Source organism: Streptomyces sp. AC602_WCS936, from assembly GCF_019049125.1.
In the GTDB taxonomy this organism is placed as follows: domain Bacteria; phylum Actinomycetota; class Actinomycetes; order Streptomycetales; family Streptomycetaceae; genus Streptomyces.
Map to the genome: position 1 here is coordinate 90,969 of NZ_JAGMUF010000003.1, position 22,027 is coordinate 112,995.

General features: G+C 73.2%; 19 protein-coding genes. 13 read left to right on the top strand and 6 right to left on the bottom strand.

All coding sequences use genetic code 11. The annotated features are described in order from the left end of the window. On the bottom strand, positions 1-804 hold the full coding sequence (gene allR / locus KUM03_RS01380) for an allantoin degradation transcriptional regulator AllR (protein ID WP_217245010.1): 804 nt from the start codon (positions 802-804) through the stop codon (positions 1-3). Between the two features lie 250 nt (positions 805-1,054). On the opposite strand from allR, the gene allB reads away from it, so the two are divergent. Both allB and alc read left to right on the top strand, forming a co-directional pair. Continuing rightward, positions 1,055-2,395 carry an allantoinase AllB gene (gene allB, locus KUM03_RS01385; RefSeq protein WP_217245011.1) on the top strand — a complete coding sequence of 447 codons (1,341 nt, stop codon included), beginning with the start codon at positions 1,055-1,057 and terminating at the stop codon, positions 2,393-2,395. A 62-nt stretch (positions 2,396-2,457) separates the two neighbouring features. Further along, entirely contained in the window at positions 2,458-3,588 is a 1,131-nt protein-coding gene (alc, locus tag KUM03_RS01390; protein ID WP_046251032.1) for an allantoicase, read from the top strand. 674 nt (positions 3,589-4,262) lie between these two features. Here alc and KUM03_RS01395 read toward each other — a convergent pair. After that, a complete protein-coding gene (locus tag KUM03_RS01395; RefSeq protein ID WP_217245012.1) occupies positions 4,263-5,042 on the bottom strand; it encodes an SDR family oxidoreductase in 780 nt (259 codons plus the stop codon). Positions 5,043-5,210: 168 nt separating this feature from the next. On the opposite strand from KUM03_RS01395, the gene KUM03_RS01400 reads away from it, so the two are divergent. Then, positions 5,211-5,606: a ribonuclease domain-containing protein gene (locus KUM03_RS01400; RefSeq protein ID WP_217245013.1), complete on the top strand. Its 396-nt coding sequence runs from the start codon at positions 5,211-5,213 to the stop codon at positions 5,604-5,606. Positions 5,607-5,637: 31 nt separating this feature from the next. Here KUM03_RS01400 and KUM03_RS01405 read toward each other — a convergent pair whose 3' ends face one another. After that, positions 5,638-5,838: a hypothetical protein gene (locus KUM03_RS01405; protein WP_217245014.1), complete on the bottom strand. Its 201-nt coding sequence runs from the start codon at positions 5,836-5,838 to the stop codon at positions 5,638-5,640. Positions 5,839-6,016: 178 nt separating this feature from the next. Between KUM03_RS01405 and KUM03_RS01410 the strand changes: the two genes are divergently transcribed. Both KUM03_RS01410 and KUM03_RS01415 read left to right on the top strand, forming a co-directional pair. After that, positions 6,017-7,267, top strand: coding sequence for a histidine kinase (locus KUM03_RS01410; RefSeq protein ID WP_217245016.1), 1,251 nt, complete (start codon positions 6,017-6,019; stop codon positions 7,265-7,267). 93 nt (positions 7,268-7,360) lie between these two features. Then, a complete protein-coding gene (locus tag KUM03_RS01415) occupies positions 7,361-8,059 on the top strand; it encodes a response regulator transcription factor (RefSeq protein ID WP_217245018.1) in 699 nt (232 codons plus the stop codon). A 28-nt stretch (positions 8,060-8,087) separates the two neighbouring features. Here KUM03_RS01415 and KUM03_RS01420 read toward each other — a convergent pair whose 3' ends face one another. Continuing rightward, positions 8,088-9,110 (bottom strand): Gfo/Idh/MocA family oxidoreductase, encoded by a 1,023-nt coding sequence (locus KUM03_RS01420; RefSeq protein WP_217245020.1) that lies wholly within the window; start codon positions 9,108-9,110, stop codon positions 8,088-8,090. Positions 9,111-9,240: 130 nt separating this feature from the next. On the opposite strand from KUM03_RS01420, the gene KUM03_RS01425 reads away from it, so the two are divergent. The 8 genes from KUM03_RS01425 (at position 9,241) to KUM03_RS01460 (ending at position 20,404) form a co-directional block, all read left to right on the top strand. After that, positions 9,241-9,978, top strand: coding sequence for a myo-inositol degradation transcriptional regulator (locus tag KUM03_RS01425; RefSeq protein WP_217245131.1), 738 nt, complete (start codon positions 9,241-9,243; stop codon positions 9,976-9,978). A gap of 229 nt (positions 9,979-10,207) precedes the next feature. Beyond that, positions 10,208-11,212 (top strand): sugar ABC transporter substrate-binding protein, encoded by a 1,005-nt coding sequence (locus tag KUM03_RS01430; RefSeq protein ID WP_217245022.1) that lies wholly within the window; start codon positions 10,208-10,210, stop codon positions 11,210-11,212. After that, positions 11,209-12,255: an ABC transporter permease gene (locus tag KUM03_RS01435; protein ID WP_217245024.1), complete on the top strand. Its 1,047-nt coding sequence runs from the start codon at positions 11,209-11,211 to the stop codon at positions 12,253-12,255. The genes KUM03_RS01430 and KUM03_RS01435 overlap by 4 nt, the downstream gene beginning before the upstream one ends. Then, positions 12,252-13,046, top strand: a complete 795-nt coding sequence (locus KUM03_RS01440) for an ATP-binding cassette domain-containing protein (RefSeq protein WP_217245026.1) — start codon at positions 12,252-12,254, stop codon at positions 13,044-13,046. Before KUM03_RS01435 ends, KUM03_RS01440 begins: the two co-directional genes overlap by 4 nt. Before the next feature lie 115 nt (positions 13,047-13,161). Further along, positions 13,162-14,310 (top strand): ROK family glucokinase, encoded by a 1,149-nt coding sequence (locus tag KUM03_RS01445; RefSeq protein WP_217245028.1) that lies wholly within the window; start codon positions 13,162-13,164, stop codon positions 14,308-14,310. Further along, complete coding sequence (locus KUM03_RS01450; RefSeq protein WP_073730426.1) at positions 14,307-14,888, top strand: sugar kinase; 582 nt, start codon at positions 14,307-14,309, stop codon at positions 14,886-14,888. The genes KUM03_RS01445 and KUM03_RS01450 overlap by 4 nt, the downstream gene beginning before the upstream one ends. 108 nt (positions 14,889-14,996) lie before the next feature. Continuing rightward, a complete protein-coding gene (locus tag KUM03_RS01455; RefSeq protein ID WP_254398647.1) occupies positions 14,997-18,095 on the top strand; it encodes a DEAD/DEAH box helicase in 3,099 nt (1,032 codons plus the stop codon). Next, positions 18,092-20,404, top strand: a complete 2,313-nt coding sequence (locus KUM03_RS01460; protein WP_217245030.1) for an SWIM zinc finger family protein — start codon at positions 18,092-18,094, stop codon at positions 20,402-20,404. The genes KUM03_RS01455 and KUM03_RS01460 overlap by 4 nt, the downstream gene beginning before the upstream one ends. 140 nt (positions 20,405-20,544) lie before the next feature. Here the strand turns inward: KUM03_RS01460 and KUM03_RS01465 are convergent, their stop codons facing one another. Together KUM03_RS01465 and KUM03_RS01470 are read right to left on the bottom strand one after the other, a co-directional pair. Further along, positions 20,545-21,024, bottom strand: coding sequence for a thioesterase family protein (locus KUM03_RS01465; protein WP_217245032.1), 480 nt, complete (start codon positions 21,022-21,024; stop codon positions 20,545-20,547). Next, positions 21,021-22,022 (bottom strand): 3-hydroxyacyl-CoA dehydrogenase NAD-binding domain-containing protein, encoded by a 1,002-nt coding sequence (locus KUM03_RS01470; protein WP_217245034.1) that lies wholly within the window; start codon positions 22,020-22,022, stop codon positions 21,021-21,023. The genes KUM03_RS01465 and KUM03_RS01470 overlap by 4 nt, the downstream gene beginning before the upstream one ends. Between the last annotated feature and the right edge of the window lie 5 nt (positions 22,023-22,027).

Sequence of the window (22,027 nt, forward strand, 5' to 3'; positions counted from 1 at the left end):
CTACGCCGCGGGGTTGCCGTTCGAGGTCAGCAGGGCCTCGGACAGCTCCGCCGCCACCTGCTGGAGCAGTGGCACCATCCGGTCCGTCGCGGTCTCGGTGACCCGGCCGGCCGGACCCGAGATGGAGATCGCGGCGGCGGTGGGGGAGTCCGGCACGGAGACGGCCAGGCAGCGGACGCCGATCTCCTGCTCGTTGTCGTCGATCGCGTAGCCCTGGCGCCGCACCTCCTCCAGCGCCGCGATGAATCCGTCCGCAGTGGTGATCGTCTTGTCGGTCGCGGCCGGCATGCCGGTGCGGCCGAGCAGGGCCCGCACCTCGTCCGCCGGGAAGTCCGCGAGCAGCGCCTTGCCGACGCCGGTGGAGTGCGGCAGGACGCGCCGGCCGACCTCGGTGAACATGCGCATCGAGTGCTTGGACGGCACCTGCGCGACGTACACGATCTCGTCGCCGTCGAGCAGCGCCATGTTCGCCGTCTCGCCGGTCTCCTCGACCAGGCGGGCCAGGTGCGGGCGGGCCCAGGTGCCGAGCAGCCGGGAGGCGGACTCGCCGAGCCGGATCAGGCGCGGGCCGAGCGCGTACCGGCGGTTGGGCTGCTGGCGTACGTAGCCGCAGGCCACGAGGGTGCGCATCAGGCGGTGGATGGTGGGCAGCGGCAGTCCGCTGCTCGCGGAGAGCTCGCTGAGGCCGACCTCGCCGCCCGCGTCCGCCATCCGTTCGAGCAGGTCGAAGGCGCGTTCCAGGGACTGGACGCCACCTGTGGCGGACCTGGCGGAGTCGGTGGTGCTGGCGCTGGACGTCGGCACGGCACGTTCCTTTCGGGGCTGGCGGGAGGAAAGAAGCGTACCCGGCAGCCGGTTGACTACCGGCTTGTACGTAGCTACGTTCTGCTTGCTGGAATTCTAATTCCGCTTTGTGGAAACGTCCAGGGTTGAGCCGTGGGCATGCCCGCACAAAGGGTGCCTCTTGACGGCACGGAGGCGGGAATGAAGACTCCTTCAGCAGGAGGCTTCAACAGAACGTTGAAAATCTCGGCGGCAGAAAGAGGGGTTTCGGGTGTCCGGAGCTGAACTGGTGCTGCGCTCGACGCGCGTCATCACCCCCGAGGGGACACGCGCCGCGTCGATCGCGGTGTCCGAGGAGAAGATCACGGCGGTCCTGCCGTACGACGCCCCCGTACCGGACGGCGCCCGGCTGGAGGACGTGGGCGACCACGTCGTGCTGCCCGGCCTGGTCGACACCCACGTGCACGTGAACGACCCCGGCCGTACCGAGTGGGAGGGCTTCTGGACCGCCACCCGCGCCGCGGCGGCCGGTGGCATCACCACCCTCGTCGACATGCCGCTGAACTCGATCCCGCCGACCACCACGGTCGACAACCTGCGCACCAAGCGCGAGGTCGCCGCCGACAAGGCGCACATCGACGTCGGCTTCTGGGGCGGCGCGCTGCCCGACAACGTCAAGGACCTGCGTCCGCTGCACGAGGCCGGGGTCTTCGGTTTCAAGGCGTTCCTGTCCCCGTCGGGCGTGGACGAGTTCCCGCACCTCGACCAGGAGCAGCTCGCCCGGTCGCTGGCGGAGATCGCCGCCTTCGACGGCCTGCTGATCGTGCACGCCGAGGACCCGCACCACCTGGCCGCGGCCCCGCAGCAGGGCGGTCCGAAGTACTCCCACTTCCTCGCCAGCCGCCCGCGCGACGCCGAGGACACCGCGATCGCGACCCTCCTCGCGCAGGCCAAGCGGTTCAACGCCCGCGTGCACATCCTGCATCTCTCCTCCAGCGACGCCCTGCCGCTGATAGCCGAGGCCCGCGCGGACGGCGTGCAGGTGACGGTCGAGACCTGCCCGCACTACCTCACCCTCACCGCCGAGGAAGTGCCGGACGGCGCCAGCGAGTTCAAGTGCTGCCCGCCCATCCGCGAGGCCGCCAACCAGGACCTGCTGTGGCAGGCGCTCGTCGACGGCACCATCGACTGCGTGGTCACCGACCACTCGCCGTCCACCGCCGACCTGAAGACCGACGACTTCGCCACCGCCTGGGGCGGCATCGCCGGCCTCCAGCTCAGCCTGCCGGCGATGTGGACCAAGGCCCGCGAGCGGGGCCTCGGCCTGGAGGACGTCGTGCGCTGGATGTCCCTGAACACGGCCCGCCAGGTCGGCCTCGACGGGCGCAAGGGCGCCATCGCCGCCGGCCACGACGCCGACTTCGCCGTGCTCGCCCCCGACGAGACCTTCACCGTCGACCCGGCCGCCCTCCAGCACCGCAACCGCGTCACCGCGTACGCGGGCAAGACCTTGTACGGCGTCGTGAAGTCCACCTGGCTGCGCGGAGCGCGCGTCGTGGCGGACGGCGCGTTCACCGACCCGAAGGGACAGCTCCTCACCCGGACCCCGTGACACACGTCCGGACCTGCCCCAACTCACACATCGAACGAACCCGAGAGGAACACCTGATCACCGTGACGGCCCAGCAGAACACCTCGTTGGCCAGCTTCACCGGAGACGCGAACCCCTACGGAGGCGGCGACCCGTACGCGGACTACCGCACCGCCGACCTCCCCTTCACCCAGTACGCCAACCTTGCCGACCGGCAGCTCGGCGCGGGTGTCGTCGCCGCCAACGACGAGTTCTTCGCCCAGCGGGAGAACCTGCTGGTGCCCGAGCGCGCCGAGTTCGACCCCGAGCACTTCGGGCACAAGGGCAAGGTCATGGACGGCTGGGAGACCCGCCGTCGGCGCGGCGTCTCCGCCGAGCACCCCTGGCCCACCGAGGACGACCACGACTGGGCGCTCATCCGCCTCGGCGCCCCCGGCGTGATCCGCGGCATCGTCGTCGACACCGCCCACTTCCGCGGCAACTACCCGCAGGCCGTCTCCGTCGAGGGCACCTCGGTCGCCGGCTCCCCGTCGCCCGAGGAACTGCTCGCGGACGACGTGAAGTGGACGACCCTCGTCCCGCGCACCGCGGTCGGCGGCCACGCGGCCAACGGCTTCGCCGTCTCGGCCGAGCAGCGCTTCACCCACCTGCGCCTCAAGCAGCACCCCGACGGCGGCATCGCCCGCCTGCGCGTCTACGGCGAGGTCGTGCCCGACCCGGCGTGGCTCGCCGCCCTCGGCACCTTCGACGTCGTCGCCCTGGAGAACGGCGGCCAGGTCGAGGACGCCTCCAACCTCTTCTACTCGCCGGCCACCAACACCATCCAGCCGGGCCGCTCCCGCAAGATGGACGACGGCTGGGAGACCCGCCGCCGCCGCGACCAGGGCAACGACTGGATCAGCTACCGCCTGGTGGACCGCGTCCAGATCCGCGCGATCGAGATCGACACGGCGTACCTGAAGGGCAACTCGGCCGGCTGGGCCTCGGTGTCCGTGAAGGACGGCGAGTCCGGCGAGTGGCGCGAGGTCCTGCCGCGCACCCGCATGCAGCCCGACACCAACCACCGCTTCGTCCTGCCCGAGGCGGCCGTCGGCACCCACGCGCGCGTGGACATCTTCCCCGACGGCGGCATCTCCCGCCTGCGCCTGTTCGGCTCCCTGACGGAGGACGGCGCGGCCCACCTCGCCGCCCGCCACCAGGAGCTGGGTGGCTGACCCACCCCCTGAACCCGTGGGGCGCGCCCGGCCTGGACAGCACCGGCGCGCCCCACGCGCATGCCCGCACAACGAACGCCGCCGGCCTGGCTGACCGCCGCGCGCATCAGCGGGCCTGTCCGGTGGTTGACCGCGCTGGCCGCACCGCGGGGCCGGCCTGGGACCGGGTGACGGTCGCGAGGCTCTTTGGCGTCTGCTGGTGGCTGCCGTGCGTGCGGTGGGTGTCGCACTGGGGCGACTGCCGTCTTCTGTCGGCGCGGGGTCGGGCGGTAGACCGCCCGCGGGGCCGGCCTGGGGCCGGGTGACGGTCGCGAGGCTCTTTGGTGTCTGCTGGTGGCTTTCGTGCGTGCGGTGGGTGTCGCACTGGGGCGACTGCCGTCTTCTGTCGGCGCGGGGTCGGGCGGTAGACCGCCCGCGGGGCCGGCCTGGGACCGGGTGACGGTCGCGCGGGTCTTCGGCGTCGGCCGCCGGCCGGCGTGCGTACGGTCGGTGTCGCGCTGGGCCGCCCGCCGTCCGTACCACCGGTGACCGTAAGGCCCCGGAGAGTCACCCGGACGAGCGGCCGCAGAGTCGGCGCGGGGCCGGGCGACGGCCGACGGCGGCGTCAGCCGGGGGCGGACCCGGCCGACTCCGCCGGTGCCGGGCCGGGCGGCCGTCGCCCCGCACCGTCGGCGTCAGGCGGCGTGGCCGCCGTCCACGGTGAACTCGGCCCCGGTGACGTACGCGGCCGACGCCAGGTGGGCGACGGTCGCCGCCACCTCCTCGGCCCTGCCGAAGCGGCCCAGCGCGGTCAGCGCCGCCTGCCCGTCGGCGTACGGGCCGTCCGCCGGGTTCATGTCGGTGTCGATCGGCCCGGGGTGGACGATGTTCGCGGTGATGCCGCGCCCGCCCAGTTCCCTGGCCAGCGCCTTGGTCAGCCCGACCAGCGCCGCCTTGCTCATCGCGTACAGCGTCCCGCCGGGACCCGGCACCCGCAGGGCCATGCAGCTGCCGACGGTGATGATCCGTCCGCTCTCCGTCATGCGGGCGGCCGCCGCCCGCGCGGTGAGGAAGACGCCCCGCACGTTGACGGCCAGCACCCGGTCCACGTCGGCGACCGTGAAGTCCTCGACGGGGCCGAGCAGCCCGACGCCCGCGTTGTTGACCAGCACGTCGAGCCGGCCCAGCGCGTCGGCGGCACGCTCCACCACCTCCGTCGCCTCGTCCGCGTCGGCACCGTCCGCGCGCAGGGCCACCGCCCGGCGGCCCAGGGCCTCGACGGCCCGGACGACGTCGTCGGCCGCGTCCTTGCGGTTCACATAGGTCAGGGCCAGGTCGGCGCCCTCCCGCGCCAGTCGCAGCGCGGTCGCCGCGCCGATGCCGCGGCTGCCGCCGGTCACCAGGGCGGTACGGCCGGTCAGCGGGGCCGGCACGTGAGTGGAAGAAGTCGTGTTCGTGTTCGCGCTCGTGTTCATGGCTCCATCCCACCGGCCCGGCCCGCCGGACGCTGGCGGCGAACGGACACGGACCTGGTGGGCGGACGCCACTCCCGCGTGAACACCCCGAAAACACATATGACATCCCGGGAAACTCCACTGTCTTGTCATTGACATGCCACTGTCTACGCGCGTCATCATGAGGTCATGCGATTCCCCCCACGCGTCGCTCGGTTCGGCGCAGCAGCCGCAGTCCTGTCCGCCCTCCTCGTGGGCGGCACCGTCTCCGCGACCACGGCCGCCGCCGCCCCCGCCGCGGTCGGCGACATCTGCTACAGCGACCTGCCCTCCCAGGCCCACGACACGCTCGACCTGATCGAGCAGGGCGGCCCCTACCCGTTCGAGCAGGACGGCACCGTCTTCCAGAACCGGGAGGGCATCCTGCCCAGCCAGTCCACCGGCTACTACCACGAGTACACCGTGATCACGCCGGGCTCGGACACGCGGGGCGCCCGCCGCATCGTCACCGGTGAGGACTACCAGGAGGACTACTACACGGCCGACCACTACGCCTCGTTCGACCTCGTCGACCACGGCTGCTGACGTCCGTGGTTCATCGGTCCGGCCCCGGCGGTCACCCGGACTTTCTGCTCTCGGCGGCGGCGAACAGCGCGCCGCCGAGGGCGAGCAGCGCCACACTCGCGTACACCTCGTAGCCGTCGAGGAAACCGATCCGCTGCACCAGGCCCCAGTTCCAGTCGGTGAACTCGTGCACCAGGCCCGCCACACCCTGGATCACGGCCATCAGACCCAGAAACTCCAGCAATTCCTTCATGCCCCGACCCTCGCCCCGCGGTCCCCCCACACGCATCGGCCGCGGGGCGAGTCCTGCCCGCCGGAAGGCGGCGTCCTGCGTGCGGCGGCGCGTCGAAAGTCGCCGGTTCCGCGACTTTGGTCGACGTTCCCCTGCGCCCGGCCGCCCACGCCTCGCCCTCTGCGTAGATTTGTCGACTGTGAACAGTGACAAGCAGGCTACGGCGCCCCCGGCGTTCGCCAAGCGGCGCTGGGTGCTGCCGGCGGCGCTGGTCGAGGACCTGTACCCGCAACCGCGGCGCCCCGGCGGCAGACCCCGGCGCACCGCACGCGACTGGTTCGTCGACTTCGCCTGCTTCTTCCTGGCGGTCACCATCGGTCTGCTCGCCGCCGACGTGCTGGACGAGGAGCCGAACCTGTCGCCGGCCATGGCCGTCGCCGATCAGGTGATCGGTGCCCTGGCCTGCGCCGCCGTCTGGCTCCGGCGCAGGTGGCCGGTGGGACTGGCCGTGGCGATGGTGCCCGTCTCGCTGGTCTCGGCCACCGCGGGCGGCGCCGTCCTCGCCTCCCTGTTCACGCTCGCCGTGCACCGTCCCTTCCAGTACGTGGCCTGGGTCGGCGGCGCGAGCCTCGCCCTGACACCCCTGTACTACTGGATGCGCCCGGAGCCGGGCCTTCCCTACCTGGCGTCACTCGTCATCGCGGTGCTGCTCGGGGTGACGGTCATCGGCTGGGGGCTGCTCGTCCGTTCCAAGCGCCAGCTCCTGCTCAGCCTGCGCGACCGTGCACGGCACGCCGAGGCGGAGGCCGGGTTGCGGGCCGAACAGGCGCAGCGGCTCGCCCGGGAGGCCATCGCGCGGGAGATGCACGACGTGCTCGCGCACCGGCTGACCCTGCTCAGCGTGCACGCGGGCGCCCTGGAGTTCCGGCCCGACGCGTCCCGCGAGGAGGTGGCGCGGGCGGCCGGCGTGATCCGGGAGAGCGCGCACGAGGCCCTCCAGGACCTGCGGGAGATCATCGGTGTCCTGCGCGCGGGGGAGTCCGACGACGCGGGCCGCCCCCAGCCGACGCTCGGCGCACTCGACGCGCTGGTCGCCGAGTGCCACCGGGCCGGCATGAAGGTCACCCTCGCGAGCGGCGTTCCCGACCCCGCCGCCGTCCCGGCCTCCGTCGGCCGCACCGCGTACCGCATCGCCCAGGAGGCCCTGACCAACGCGCGCAAGCACGCGCCCGGCACCGAGGTCACCGTCTCCGTCGCCGGAACACCGGGGGACGGCCTCGCGCTCACCGTGCGCAACACCCCGCCCGAGGGGGACATCCCCCACGTACCCGGCTCCGGGCAGGGACTGATCGGGCTCACCGAGCGTGCCACGCTCGCGGGCGGCGCCCTGGACCACGGTCCGACTGCCGAGGGCGGCTTCGAGGTGCGGGCGCGGCTGCCGTGGGGATGAGCCGGGCGACCGAGGGCGGAGGGCGTTGTCCACAGGAGCACGAGTCGTCCACAGGGCCAAGTCGGCCACCGGCAACCATGATTACGTAGGCGCATGACAGCGATCAGACTGCTCCTCGTCGACGACGACCCGTTGGTGCGGGCCGGGCTCTCCTTCATGCTGGGCGGAGCCGAGGACGTGGAGATCGTCGGCGAGGCCGCCGACGGCGACCAGGTCGCGGAGCTGGTCGACCGCACCCGCCCCGACGTCGTCCTCATGGACATCCGCATGCCGGGGGTGGACGGCCTCACGGCCACCGAGCGGCTGCGGGGCCGTCCGGACGCCCCGCAGGTCGTCGTCCTCACCACCTTCCACGCGGACGAGCAGGTGCTGCGGGCCCTGCGTGCCGGCGCCGCCGGCTTCGTGCTGAAGGACACCCCGCCCGCCGAGATCCTCGACGCGGTGCGCAGGGTCGCGGCGGGCGACCCGGTCCTCTCGCCCGCGGTGACCCGGCGGCTGATGGAGCACGCGGCAGGCGGTTCCGCCGACACCAGACGCACACGCGCGCGTCAACGCCTCGACACCCTCAACGACCGTGAACGCGAGGTCGCCGTCGCGGTCGGCCGGGGCCTGGCCAACGCCGCCATCGCGGCGGAACTGTTCATGAGCGTGGCCACCGTCAAGACCCACGTCTCCCGCATCCTCGCCAAACTCGGCCTCGGCAACCGCGTGCAGATCGCGCTGCTGACGTACGACGCGGGACTCCTGGACGCATACGACGCATACGAGGAGAACGACGAAGGCGGGCACTGAACCGGGCCCCGGACGGCGTACGGGCCGCTCAGCCGGGCACGGAGGACGCGGCCGCCTCGACCTCCGCCGGCCGCACCGGCCGGCGCTCACGCCGGGAGACGTCGCACGCCTCGGCGATGAGCAGTGCCCGCAGCGCCTCGCGCCCGTCGCACGGGTTGACCCGCTCCCCGCGCACCACCTCCACGAACGCGTTGAGCTCCGCCTCGTAGGCGGGTCCGAACCGCTCCACGAAACCGGTCCACGGCTTGTCCGCGGCCGGCGGCCCGGTCGGCTCCGTCGAGGCGATCGGCGTACGGTCGTCCAGCCCGACGACGATCTGGTCCAGCTCCCCGGCCAGCTCCATGCGCACGTCGTACCCCGCGCCGTTCAGCCGTGTCGCGGTCACCGTGGCGAGCGTGCCGTCGTCCAGCGTCAGCAGCGCCGCACCGGTGTCCACGTCGTCGGCCGCCCGGAACATCGGCGGCCCGGCGTCGGACCCGCCGGCGTACACGTCGACGACCTCCCGTCCGGTCACCCAGCGCAGCACGTCGAAGTCGTGGATGAGCGTGTCCCGGTAGAGCCCGCCGGACTGCGGCAGGTACGCGGCCGGCGGCGGCGCCTGGTCGCTGGTCACCGCCCGGACGGTGTGCAGCCGGCCGAGCCGCCCGGACCGCACCGCCTCCCGCGCGCCCGTGTAGCCGGCGTCGAAGCGCCGCTGGAAGCCCATCTGCAGGATCGTCCCGGCGGCCTCCACCTCCGCGATCGCCTGGAGCGTGCCCGGCACGTCGAGCGCGATGGGCTTCTCGCAGAACACCGGCAGCCCCGAGCGCGCCGCCCGGCCGATCAACTCGGCGTGGGCCGGCGTCGCCGTCGTGATCACCACGGCGTCCACGCCCCACCGGAAGATCTCGTCCACCCCGGGCGCCGCCGTCTCGCCGAGCCGGTGGGCCAGATCCTGCGCCCGCGCCAGGTCGGCGTCCGTGAGGATCAGGGACCCGACGTCGCGATGGCGGCTGAGCGTGTTGGCGTGAACGGTGCCGATGCGGCCCGTACCGATGACCCCGATGCGCATGGAATCAAAGTGGGCTCACAGCCCGCACCCTGTCAATGCGTATGTCCGGACAATCGAACTACACAACTTCCCGTCATCAGCGCACGGAGCTACGCTCGGGCCCGTGCCGAAACCAGAAGTGGACCCGACCGTGTCGCTGGACCTCAGCGTGGACCGCAGCAGCCCCGTGCCGCTGTACTTCCAGCTGTCGCAGCAGCTCGAGGCGGCGATCGAGCACGGCGAGCTGACCCCCGGCAGCCTGCTGGGCAACGAGATCGAGCTCGCCGCGCGGCTCGGCCTGTCCCGGCCCACGGTCCGCCAGGCCATCCAGTCGCTGGTCGACAAGGGCCTGCTGGTGCGCCGCCGCGGCGTCGGCACCCAGGTCGTGCACAGCAAGGTCAAGCGTCCGCTGGAACTGAGCAGCCTCTACGACGACCTGGAGGCGGCGGGCCAGCGCCCGGCCACGAAAGTGCTGGTCAACACGGTCGTCCCCGCGACCGCCGAGGTCGCCGCCGCGCTCGGCGTCGCCGAGGAGAGCGACGTGCACCGCGTCGAGCGGCTGCGGCTGGCACACGGGGAGCCGATGGCGTACCTGTGCAACCACCTGCCGCCCGGCCTCGTCGACCTGGACACCGGGCAACTGGAGGCCACCGGCCTGTACCGGCTGATGCGGGCCGCCGGCATCACCCTGCACAGCGCCCGCCAGTCCATCGGCGCCCGCGCCGCGACCGCGGACGAGGCCGAACGGCTCGGCGAGCACGAGGGCGCACCGCTGCTCACCATGGAACGCACCACGTTCGACGACACGGGGCGCGCGGTCGAGTTCGGCACCCACACCTACCGGCCGTCCCGCTACTCCTTCGAGTTCCAGTTGCTCGTACGCTCCTGACCTGCGCCGTCCGGGAGCCCGTCAGTGCCCGCCGGTGCCCGCCGGTGGTCCCGTGGCTCACCGTGCGAGTTCGTCGCAATGTCCGGACAATGTGACCGACGGCCGCTCCCCGGCGCCCGGTGTTCGTTCGCCATGTCGGACAATGGGGCGTTTGTGGTTTCCGGAGCCCGGTCGGGCGCCCGCGGAACCCGGCACGCACAGCACGGCACAGCAAGAAGGGCACGGCCTCGTGGCACGGTTTCGGACATGGGTGGGCATCGCGCTGGCAGGGGCACTGTCGCTGTCCCTGGCCGGCTGCAGCAGCACGGGAGGCAAGCGCGCCGAGGACGCCCGCAAGGCCGCGTCGGCCCAGGGGAAGGCCGCGGTGAACACGCCCCGCTGGACCTTCGCCATGATCACTCACTCGGGTGACGGCGACACCTTCTGGGACATCGTCCAGAGCGGCGCCGAGCAGGCCGCCGTGAAGGACAACATCAACTTCCTGTACTCCCACGACGACGAGGCGCAGCAGCAGGCGCAGCTCGTGAACGCGGCCATCGACAAGAAGGTCGACGGGATCATCGTCACCCTCGCCAAGCCCGCCGCGATGAAGTCCGCCCTGGAGCGCGCGCGGAAGGCGGGCATCCCGGTGATCACCGTGAACTCCGGCTCCGCGGAGTCCAAGAAGTTCGGTGCCCTCACCCACGTCGGCCAGGACGAGACCATCGCCGGTGAGGCGGTCGGCGAGGAGCTGAACGAGCGGGGCCGAGAGCAGGCGATCTGCGTCCTGCACGAGCAGGGCAACGTCGGCCACGAGCAGCGCTGCGACGGAGTGGAGAAGACGTTCGACGGCACGGTCCAGCGGCTCTACGTCAACGGCACCAGCATGCCGGACGTGCAGTCCGCCATCGAGGCCAAGCTCCAGACCGACAAGTCCGTCGACGCCGTCGTCACCCTCGGCGCGCCGTACGCCGCCACCGCCGTGAAGGCCAAGCAGAGCGCCGGCAGCGAGGCCGAGATCGACACCTTCGACCTCAACGCGAAGGTGGTCGCCGGCCTCGAGGACGGCTCCCTCGGCTTCGCCGTCGACCAGCAGCCCTACCTCCAGGGCTACGAGGCGGTCGACCTGCTGTGGCTGTACAAGTACAACGCCGACGTCCTCGGCGGCGGCCGACCGGTGCTCACCGGGCCGCAGATCATCACCAAGGACGACGCCGCCGAGCTGGCCGACTACACCAGGCGGGGCACCCGATGAGCGCCACGCAGACCAAGGAAGCCGACACTGACGAAAGGATTCTGCACGCCTCTCCGCTGCGGAAGCTCCTGGGCCGCCCCGAGCTGGGCTCCGTCGTCGGCGCGATCGCCGTCTTCGTCTTCTTCGCCTTCTTCGCCGACAGCTTCCTGCGCGCCACCAGCCTCAGCACGGTCCTCTACGCCGCCTCGACGATCGGCATCATGGCCGTGCCGGTGGCACTGCTGATGATCGGCGGCGAGTTCGACCTGTCCGCGGGCGTCATGGTCACCTCGTCGGCCCTGGTGTCCTCGATGTTCAGCTACCAGATGACCGCCAACGTCTGGGTCGGCGTCGGCGTGTCCCTGCTGGTCACCCTGGCCATCGGCGCCTTCAACGGCTTCATGCTCACCCGCACCAAGCTGCCCAGCTTCATCATCACGCTGGGCACCTTCCTCATGCTGACCGGCATGAACCTGGGCTTCACCAAGCTCATCGACGGCACCGTCTCCACCAAGACGATCGCCGACATGGAGGGCTTCGACTCCGCCCGCGAGGTCTTCGCCTCCACGATCACCGTCGGCGGCGTGGGCTTCAAGGTCACCATCCTGTGGTGGCTCGCCCTGGTCGCCGTCGCCAGCTGGATCCTGCTGCGCACCCGCGCCGGCAACTGGATCTTCGCGGTCGGCGGCAACAAGGACGCCGCCCGCGCGGTGGGCGTTCCGGTCACCAAGACCAAGATCGGCCTCTACATGGGCGTCGGCCTCGGCGCCTGGATCGCGGGCCAGCACCTGCTGTTCTCCTACGACGTCGTCCAGTCCGGCGAGGGCGTCGGCAACGAACTGATCTACATCATCGCGGCCGTCATCGGCGGCTGCCTGATCACCGGCGGCTACGGCAGCGCCGTCGGTTCGGCGGTCGGCGCGTTCATCTTCGGCATGACCAGCAAGGGCATCGTCTTCGCCGAGTGGAACCCCGACTGGTTCAAGTTCTTCCTCGGAGCGATGCTGCTCCTCGCGACCCTGCTCAACGCCTGGGTCCGCAAGCGCGCGGAGGCCACCAAGTGACGCAGACCGAACACCGCGCGGCGCTCGTCGAGCTGTCCGGCGTCAGCAAGAACTACGGCAACGTCCGCGCCCTCGAAGGCGTGTCCCTGGAGGTCCACGCCGGTGAGATCACCTGCGTGCTGGGCGACAACGGCGCCGGCAAGTCGACCCTCATCAAGATCATCGCCGGCCTGCACCAGCACGACGGCGGCACGCTCGCCCTCGACGGCGAGGAGACCCGCCTCTCCTCCCCGCGCGAGGCACTGGACCGCGGCATCGCCACCGTCTACCAGGACCTCGCCGTCGTCCCGCTCATGCCGGTCTGGCGCAACTTCTTCCTCGGCTCCGAGCCGCGCAAGGGCGTCGCCCCGTTCAAGCGCATGGACGTCGACCACATGCGCCGCACCACCCGCGCGGAACTCCTGCGCATGGGCATCGACCTGCGCGACGTCGACCAGCCCATCGGCACCCTCTCCGGCGGCGAACGCCAGTGCGTGGCGATCGCCCGCGCGGTGTACTTCGGCGCCAAGGTGCTCGTCCTGGACGAGCCGACGGCGGCACTGGGTGTCAAGCAGTCGGGCGTCGTCCTGAAGTACGTGGCGGCGGCCCGCGACCAGGGCCTGGGTGTCGTCCTGATCACCCACAACCCGCACCACGCGTACCTGGTGGGGGACAGGTTCGTGCTGCTGAAGCGGGGCGCGATGGTGGGCAATCACGAACGGGACGACATCACGCTGGATGAGCTGACAAGGCAGATGGCAGGCGGGAACGAGCTCGATGATCTACGCCACGAACTGCAACGCCCTTCTTAGGGGCGCGGGGAACTGCGCGACCAGCCACCACGCACCCGCAGACGGCGAACCCCGGCACCACCCAACCCCTGTCCCATTCGGCACCCAGCGTGAGCGTGCGGCACAATCGCACCCGATGAGCACCTACCGCGACTTCACCGCCCCCATCGGCTCCCGCCGCGCCCCGGTCCTGCGCACCGTGGGCACCAGGGAACGCCGCTCGCACCTGACGGCACCCCGCGTGCCGACGGTCGGCATCGACATCGGCGGCACGAAGGTCATGGCGGGCGTCGTGGACGCCGACGGCAACATCCTGGAGAAGCTCCGCACGGAGACCCCGGACAAGTCCAAGAGCCCGAAGGTCGTCGAGGACACCATCGTCGAACTGGTCCTGGACCTCTCCGACCGGCACGACGTGCACGCCGTCGGCATCGGCGCGGCCGGCTGGGTCGACGCCGACCGCAACCGCGTCCTGTTCGCCCCCCACCTGTCCTGGCGCAACGAACCGCTGCGCGACCGCATCGCCGGCCGCCTCGCCGTCCCCGTCCTGGTGGACAACGACGCCAACACCGCCGCCTGGGCCGAGTGGCGCTTCGGCGCCGGACGCGGCGAGGACCACCTCGTCATGATCACGCTCGGCACCGGCATCGGCGGCGCGATCCTCGAGGACGGCCAGGTCAAGCGCGGCAAGTACGGCGTCGCCGGTGAGTTCGGGCACATGCAGGTCGTCCCCGGCGGCCACCGCTGCCCGTGCGGCAACCGCGGCTGCTGGGAGCAGTACAGCTCCGGCAACGCCCTGGTCAGGGAGGCCCGCGAGCTGGCCGCCGCCGACTCGCCGGTGGCGTACGGGATCATCGAGCACGTCAAGGGCAGCATCGGCGACATCACCGGCCCGATGATCACCGAGCTGGCCCGCGACGGCGACGCCATGTGCATCGAACTGCTCCAGGACATCGGCCAGTGGCTCGGCGTCGGCATCGCGAACCTCGCCGCGGCCCTCGACCCGTCCTGCTTCGTGGTCGGCGGTGGGGTCAGCGCCGCCGACGACCTGCTGATCGGGCCCGCCCGCGACGCCTTCAAGCGCCAGCTCACCGGCCGCGGCTACCGTCCCGAGGCACACATCGTCCGCGCCCAGCTCGGACCCGAGGCGGGCATGGTGGGCGCCGCCGACCTGGCCCGCCTGGTCGCCCGCCGGTTCCGCCGCGCCAAACGGCGCCGGGTGGAGCGCTACGAGCGGTACGAGCGGTACGCGGAGGCCCGCCGCACGGCCCGGGAGTCGCTGTGACGGACTCGCTGCCTCACCAGGCCGGACCCCCGGACGAGCCCGGGCCCGGGGGTGAGGACCGCCGGCACATGATCCGCCGCCGGTCGCTCACCCTGCTCATCATCGTGCTGCTCATCGGCATCCCGGCCGGCTACCTCGTGATCTCCGCCAACCAGAGCCGCGACAGCGGCAGGGAGAAGGAGGCGAAGTACGCGGCGACCGGCATGACCCGGGGCTGGCCGTCCAAGCTCCAGCGCCGCATCTACGAGGTGCCCGTCCCGCTCCCGGCCAAGAAGACGGCGTACTACGAGACGAACAACTGGAAGACCAGCCGCCTCTACGTCCAGTTCGAGACGAGCGAGGCCGGTCTCGACGCCTTCCTGGCGGGACTCGGCGTCGACCGGGACGCACTGAAGAAGGACAAGATCGCCATCAGCGACCGCGCCCAGCGGGTCACCGGCTGGGACTTCGGCCGGTCCGGTCCCTGGTGGGGCCTGGTCAACGAGCAGCAGAACCCGGCGCCCACCCAGGACGTCATGGTGAACATGAAGAACCCCGACTATCCGATGGTGTACGTCGTCTCGCGCACGGTGCCCTGACCGGCCCGAGCGTCCGGGCCCCGGCAGGCCGCCGGGACCGATTGTCAGACCCCGCCCGTAGAGTCGAAGACATCTGATCCGGTGGACGGGCGGGAGGTGACAGGACGTATGAGCGACGTGGCCGTGGCGGGCACGCCGGTCGCCGGGCGAGCCGAGGCGCTCGGGCGGACCGGGCGGCCGGAGGACGCCGCTGCGTTCGTCCCCGTCCGGCTCGCCGCCGTCTTCCTGCCCGCACCGCTCCCGCGCGACGGGCGGATCGCGTTCTGGGACCCCGGCGACGGCTCCGGCATCGAGGACTTCGCGCAGTACGGGGCGGCTTCCGGCGTCTCTCGCGACGGCGGGGCCGCTGCCGAGGCGGCACCCAGGGACGGGGCTGCGGCGGAGGCGCTCACGAGAGAGGGGCCCGGGCCCGTCGCGGCGCCCGGGGAAGCGTCGGCCGTCGACGTGCACACCGGGGACGGGCCTGTCGCCGACGCGGCCCTGCGGCACGGTGCGCCGCCGCCCGCCCGGCTCACGGAGCTCACCGTCGTGCGGCGGCACGGCGCCGGGGCGCGGCGCAGGACGGCGCCCGCGCTCTCGCTCCCGCTCACCGAGGCCCTGCCCCTGCTGGTGCGGGCCCGGCACGACCCGGCCGCCCACCCTGCCACCGCCTGCTGGGGGGCCGCCGCCCTGCACGCCCTGCGGCTCACCGCGCGCGGCCGTCTGCTGCCCGGTCTGACGCCTGCCGGGCACGACGCCTGGCGGGCCGGCCCGCTCGACCCCGACGACGTCGCACACCTGCGGGCGGTGGCCGCGGCCATGCCCCCGGAAGGACACGCGGTCCCGCTGGCAGGCCCGGGCCCGATCAGGCTGCCCGAGCCGGAAGCACTGATCCGCGCCTTCCTGGACGCGGTCGCCGACACACTGCCGCGCACCCCGGCCGCGCCCCACGCCTCCGGCCGGCCCTTCGCCGACCGGGCGGCCCAGCCCATGCCGGGCGCCCACGACTGGGCCGCCGAGGTGGCCGCCGGCATGGACGCGGGTGTGCGGATCTCCCTGCGTCTCGATCTGTCGGCGTACGACCTCTTCGACGGGGACGGTGCGGGCAGCGGCGCGCGCAACGCCGGGGCGGCGGTCGTGCAGGTGCACAGCCTCGCCGACCCCACCCTCGTCGCCGACGCCGCGGACCTGTGGTCGGGAGCGGCGGACGCGGCGTTCGGTCCCCGCGCGCGCGTGGACGCGGCCCTCGCGGTGCGGCGCGCGGCGCGGGTCTGGCCGCCGCTGGACCGGCTCACCGAGCAGGATGTACCCGACGTCCTCGCCCTGTCCGAGGAGGAGGTCACCGACCTGCTGGGCGTGGCGGCCGGCCGTCTCTCCGCCGCCGGGGTCGCCGTGCACTGGCCCCGAGACCTCGCCCAGGACCTCACCGCCACCGCCGTGGTCCGGCCCGCGCCCGGCTCGGCGACGGACGGCACCGGCTTCTTCGAGAGCGAGGACCTCCTCCAGTTCCGCTGGCAGCTGGCCATCGGCGGCGACCCGCTCACCGAGGCCGAGATGGACACCCTCGCCGAGGCCCACCGCCCGGTCGTGCGGCTGCGCGACCGCTGGGTCCTGGTCGACCCCGCCCTCGTCCGCCGCGCCCGGGGGCGCGACCTCGGCCTGCTCGACCCGGTCGACGCGCTGTCCGTCGCCCTGACCGGCAGCGCGGAGGCCGACGGCGAGACGGTCGAGGTCGTACCGGTCGGCGCGCTGGCCGCCCTCCGCGACCGCCTCACGGCCGGGTTGAGCCCCGCGGAGCCACCGCCCGGGCTCCACGCCACCCTCCGTGACTACCAGCTGCGCGGCCTGGCCTGGCTCCGCCTCATGACGTCCCTCGGCCTCGGCGGCTGCCTCGCGGACGACATGGGCCTCGGCAAGACGGTCACCGTCATCGCCCTGCACCTCGAGCGGGCCCACACCGCACCGACGCTGGTGGTCTGCCCGGCCTCCCTGCTGGGCAACTGGCAGCGGGAGATCAACCGCTTCGCGCCCGGCGTCCCCGTCCGCCGCTTCCACGGACCCGACCGCACCCTGGACGACCTGACCGGCGGCTTTGTTCTTACTACGTACGGCACCATGCGGTCGGCGGCGGCGACCCTGGCCGAGCGGCAGTGGGGCATGGTCGTCGCGGACGAGGCGCAGCACGTCAAGAACCCGTACTCCGCGACGGCCAAGGCCCTGCGCACCATCCCGTCCCCCGCCCGCGTGGCGCTCACCGGCACACCGGTGGAGAACAACCTCTCGGAGCTGTGGGCGCTGCTCGACTGGACGACCCCCGGCCTTCTCGGCCCCCTGAAGTCCTTCCGCGCCCGGCACGCCCGCGCGGTGGAGAACGGGGAGGACGAGGAGGCGGTGGACCGCCTCGCCCGCCTGATCCGCCCCTTCCTGCTGCGCCGCAGGAAGTCCGACCCGGGCATCGTCCCGGAGCTGCCGCCGAAGACCGAGACGGACCACCCCGTCCCGCTCACCCGCGAACAGGCCGCGCTGTACGAGGCGGTGGTGCGCGAGTCGATGGCCGCCATCGAAGCGGCCGAGGGCATGGGCCGCCGCGGTCTGGTGCTCAAACTCCTCACCTCGCTCAAGCAGATCTGCGACCATCCCGCGCTGTTCCTGAAGGAGGAACACCCGCCGGGCACCTCTGACCACCACCGGCTGACCGCCCGCTCCGGCAAACTCGCCCTCCTGGACGAGCTGCTGGACACGGTGCTCGCGGAGGACGGCTCGGTACTGGTCTTCACCCAGTACGTCGGCATGGCCCGCCTGATCACCTCCCACCTGCTCGCCCGGGCGGTCCCCGTCGACCTGCTGCACGGCGGTACGCCGGTTCCTGAGCGCGAGCGGATGGTGGACCGCTTCCAGAGCGGGGCGACCCCCGTTCTGGTGCTGTCCCTGAAGGCAGCAGGGACCGGTCTCAACCTCACCCGCGCGGGTCACGTCGTGCACTTCGACCGCTGGTGGAACCCGGCCGTCGAGGAGCAGGCCACCGACCGTGCCTACCGCATCGGCCAGACCCAGCCGGTCCAGGTCCACCGACTCATCACCGAGGGCACCGTCGAGGACCGCATCGCCGACATGCTCCGGTCCAAGCGGGCGCTGGCCGACGCGGTGCTGGGCTCCGGAGAGGCAGCGCTCACCGAACTGACGGCCCGTGAACTGTCCGACCTGGTGTCCCTGCGGAGGCCCTCATGACTCCCCGCCCCGCCGACGAGGCCCGCCGCGCCCTGCGCGAGGCCCGCGAGCGCGGTGAGGAGCCCCAGGCCACCACCGCCGACACGGGCACGGGCACGGGCACGGGCACGGACAGGGACAGGGACAGGGATACGGACACGGACACCCACGCGGTTGCCGGCACCGGTACGGGCGAGCACGCGACAGCCCGCGAGCCGGCCCGGCAGCAGAACAGGAATTCGCAGCCCCACCCCCAGACCCACCTCCAGAGCGGGGCCGCGGGAAGCGGGGAGCGCACCGGGCCGCGCCCCGGGGACATCGCACGGGAGGCACTGCGCAACGCCCGCATCCCGGGCGGGACCGCAGGGCGACCGGACGCTGCCCCGGCCGGCCCGCAGGACCCACCCGGCAGCCGGGGAACAGAAGCGGACCGACCCGAAGAGGCGACTCGCCCCACCCAGCCGTCCATCGCGGAGGCGACGACCGCCATCACCCCGGCGAACCGTACCGACCGCGCGGCGGAAGGCCGGCCGGCGGACGTGGCGCGTGAGGCGCTGCGGGCGGCTCGCCGGCAGCCGAGGCCGGATCCGGCGGCCAAGGGGACGGCGACGTCACGACGGTCGGCCGGCCCGGCCCGTACTCCGCAGCGGACCGGCGGCACGGGCACCGCCGCCGCCCGTGCCCGCGCCGTACGGGACTTCGCCGCGGGCGCCTTCCGACTGCCTCCGGACGCGGACGCCGCGGGGGAGGGCACGTCCCTCGACGAGACAGCGGCCCTGGAGGAACTTCCGCGCGCCGGGGAGCCCACCGGCGGGGCTTCGGAGGGCCTCGCGCAAGCGCAGGCTTCCTCGGCCGGCCCACCGACCCCGCCCCCCTCGTCGTACGCCCCCTCGCCACGACGGCACCCGTCGGCACCGGACCCGGAGCGCACCCCGACGGTGCCGGACGGCCCGGCGCTCCGGCCCGCACACCCGGCCCCGCGCGGGACCCCGCACCGAGAGGCGCACGGCAACGCCCTCCCCACCCCACCCGCCGAGCCACCCGCGCAGACCCGCACGCCGCGCTCCATGGCCGCCCCGGACCGGGACGGCGAGCTGCGCCGCACCTTCCCCGCCCTGCCGCCCCGGTCGTCGGCGGAGGACGGCTTCGCCGCGACCTGGTGGGGCAACGCCTGGGTGACCGCTCTGGAGGAGGGTGCCCTGGACACCGCGCGGCTCGCCAGGGGGCGTGGGTACGCCGAGCGGGGCAACGTCGACGCGATCACCGTGACACCCGGCCTGGTCCTCGCCTACGTGCAAGGCAGCCGCCCCCGCCCGTACCGGGTACAAGTGCGGCTGCGTACGCTCGACGACACCGACTGGGAGCGGTTCCTGGACGCCGCCGTCGAACGGCCCGGGCACATCGCCGCCCTGCTCGACAAGGAGCTGCCGCACTCCCTGGCCGACTGCGGCGTCCCCCTGCTCCCCGGTCCCGGCGATCTCGCCCCGCAGTGCAGCTGCCCCGACTCCGGGCACCCCTGCAAGCACGCCGCGGCGCTCTGCTACCAGACGGCACGCCTGCTCGACGCCGACCCCTTCGTCCTGCTCCTGCTGCGCGGCCGGGGCGAACGCACCCTGCTCGACGACCTGTCCCGGAGAAACGCGGCCCGGACCGCACGCGCCGCCCAGGACCGAGGGCCGGCGCCGCTGCCCGGCGTGCGCGCCACCGAGGCCCTGGCGGCGCGCACGCCGCCGCCCCTCCCGCCGCCGCTGCCTCCGCCCCCGCACCCCGAACAGCCCCCCGCCTACCCGGCGGCCCCGGGCGGCCCGGACTCCTTCGCGCTGGACCAGCTGGCCACCGACGCCGCCGCCCGTGCCCACGCCCTGCTCACCACGGGCCGCGACCCGGTCGGCGGGCTGACGCTGTGGCAGGACGCCGTCCGACTCGCCGCGGCCCGCCCCGGCTCCGGCCTCACCGCCGGCACCCGGGCGCTGTACGCGTCCCTCGCCGGGGCCGCCGGCCGGGACACGGCGGAGCTGGCCCGTGCCGTGGCCGCCTGGCGCCAGGGCGGACTCGACGGCCTGGACGTCCTGGAGGACCCCTGGGACCCGCCGGCCGGCCGCTTCGACCGCGCCCGCCCCCTGCTGCTCGCCGCCGACCTCCCCGCCTTCCGCCCCTGGCGCAACCGCCTCACCCACCCCCAGAGCCACGTCCAGCTCCGGCTCGGCCGCACCGGGCTCTGGTACGCCTACGAGTCGGAGCCGGGCCGCGACGACTGGTGGCCGCGCGGCACCCCGGACCTCGACCCGGTCGGCGCGCTGACCGGCTTGGGCGCGTCCGGCGACCTTTGACCTGTGACCTGCTGCCCGTGGCTCGACCGAGGAAGCGAGAGGTACCCATTGAGCAGGTTGCTGGACGCGTTCGACGCCCGCGCCCGTGAGCCGAGTGAGGAGCCCGCGGGGCCCGACACTCGGCCGGACCCCCGAGCCCGTCAGACCACGGCGCCGATCGAACGGCCCGCCCACTGAGGAGCCGGTTCGGTCAGCTCGGTGAAGCGGCTCCGGACCGCGTCCGGGAGCTCGGCGGCCCGGCCCGCCTGCTGGTCGACGTGGACCGCGAGCAGCTCCGTCGTCGCCACCGGCACCGCGTCGGGCGTCGGCTCCGACTCCGGTCCGGACACCACGTACATCTCGTGCACGAAGCGCGCCTTGCGCGCCGCCGCTCCCAGCACGCGCGTACGGATGGCCAGATGGGCTCCCTCGGGCACGTCCCGGAGGAAGCGGATGTGGGACTCGACGGTGTAGAGGGAGCAGCCCGTGGACTCGCGGTACCCGGAGTCCAGGCCCGCCTCGATCATCAGCGCGTCCGTGGCGTGACCGAAGACGAGGACGTAGAAGGCCTCGCTCATGTGACCGTTGTAGTCGATCCACTCCGGGCGGACCGTGCTGTGGAGCAGAGGGAGCTTCGTCATCGCGAGTCCTCCGCGCGGTCCAGGCGGCCGGTGGCGCGCAGCACTTCGATGACGCCCCGGTCGCGTTCGGCCACGAGGTCCGCGACGGAGCGGCCGTCAGCCGCCTCGTCGCAGCCCGCCACCACGGCGTCGTACAGCTCCTTGTCCAGTTCCGGCGCTTCCAGGCGCGTCCACGGCGACTTCGGGGACGGGCCGAAGTGGTCGAGCATGTGCGCCATGCCGCCTTCGCCGCCCGCGAGCGCGAAGGTCAGCATCGGCCCCATCACCGCCCAGCGCAGCCCGGGCCCCTCGGTGATCGACAGGTCGATGTCCCGGACCGTCGCCTCTCCGTTGGCGACCATGTGCAGCGCCTCGCGCCACAGGGCCTCCTGGAGGCGGTTGGCGATGAAGCCCGGTACCTCGTCGTCCATCGTGATCACGGACTTGCCCGCGACCTCGTAGAAGCGGGAGGCCCAGGCGACCGCGGCCGCGTCGGTGCGCTCGCCGCCGACGACCTCGACGAGCGGGATGAGGTAGGGCGGGTTGAACGGGTGGCCGACGACCAGGCGCGACGGGTCCGCGGCCGCCGTCTGCATGTCGGTCATCGGATAACCGGAGGTGGAGGAGGCGATGACGACGCCGGGCGGTGTCGCCGCGTCCAGGCGGGCCAGCAGGTCGCGCTTGAGGTCGAGTTTCTCGGGCGCGCTCTCCTGGACGAACTCGGCGTCCGACACGGCCTCTTCGAGGGTGTCGGTCACGGTGAGCCGGTCGGTCGACGCGCCCTCGGCCAGGCCGAGCGCGGTGAGCGCCGGCCAGGCCGCGTCGACCAGACGGCGTAGCTTCTGCCCGGCGTCGGGCGCCGGGTCCCAGGCGGTCACGTCGTAGCCGCGCGCCAGGAAGTGGGCGACCCAGCCGCCGCCTATGACTCCCGCGCCGACGCAGGCGACGCGGCGGACGTTCTCGGGCGAGGTCCGCCCCGGCGAGATCGGCTCGGGCGAGGTCGTCTCGGATGAGGTCATGAGTG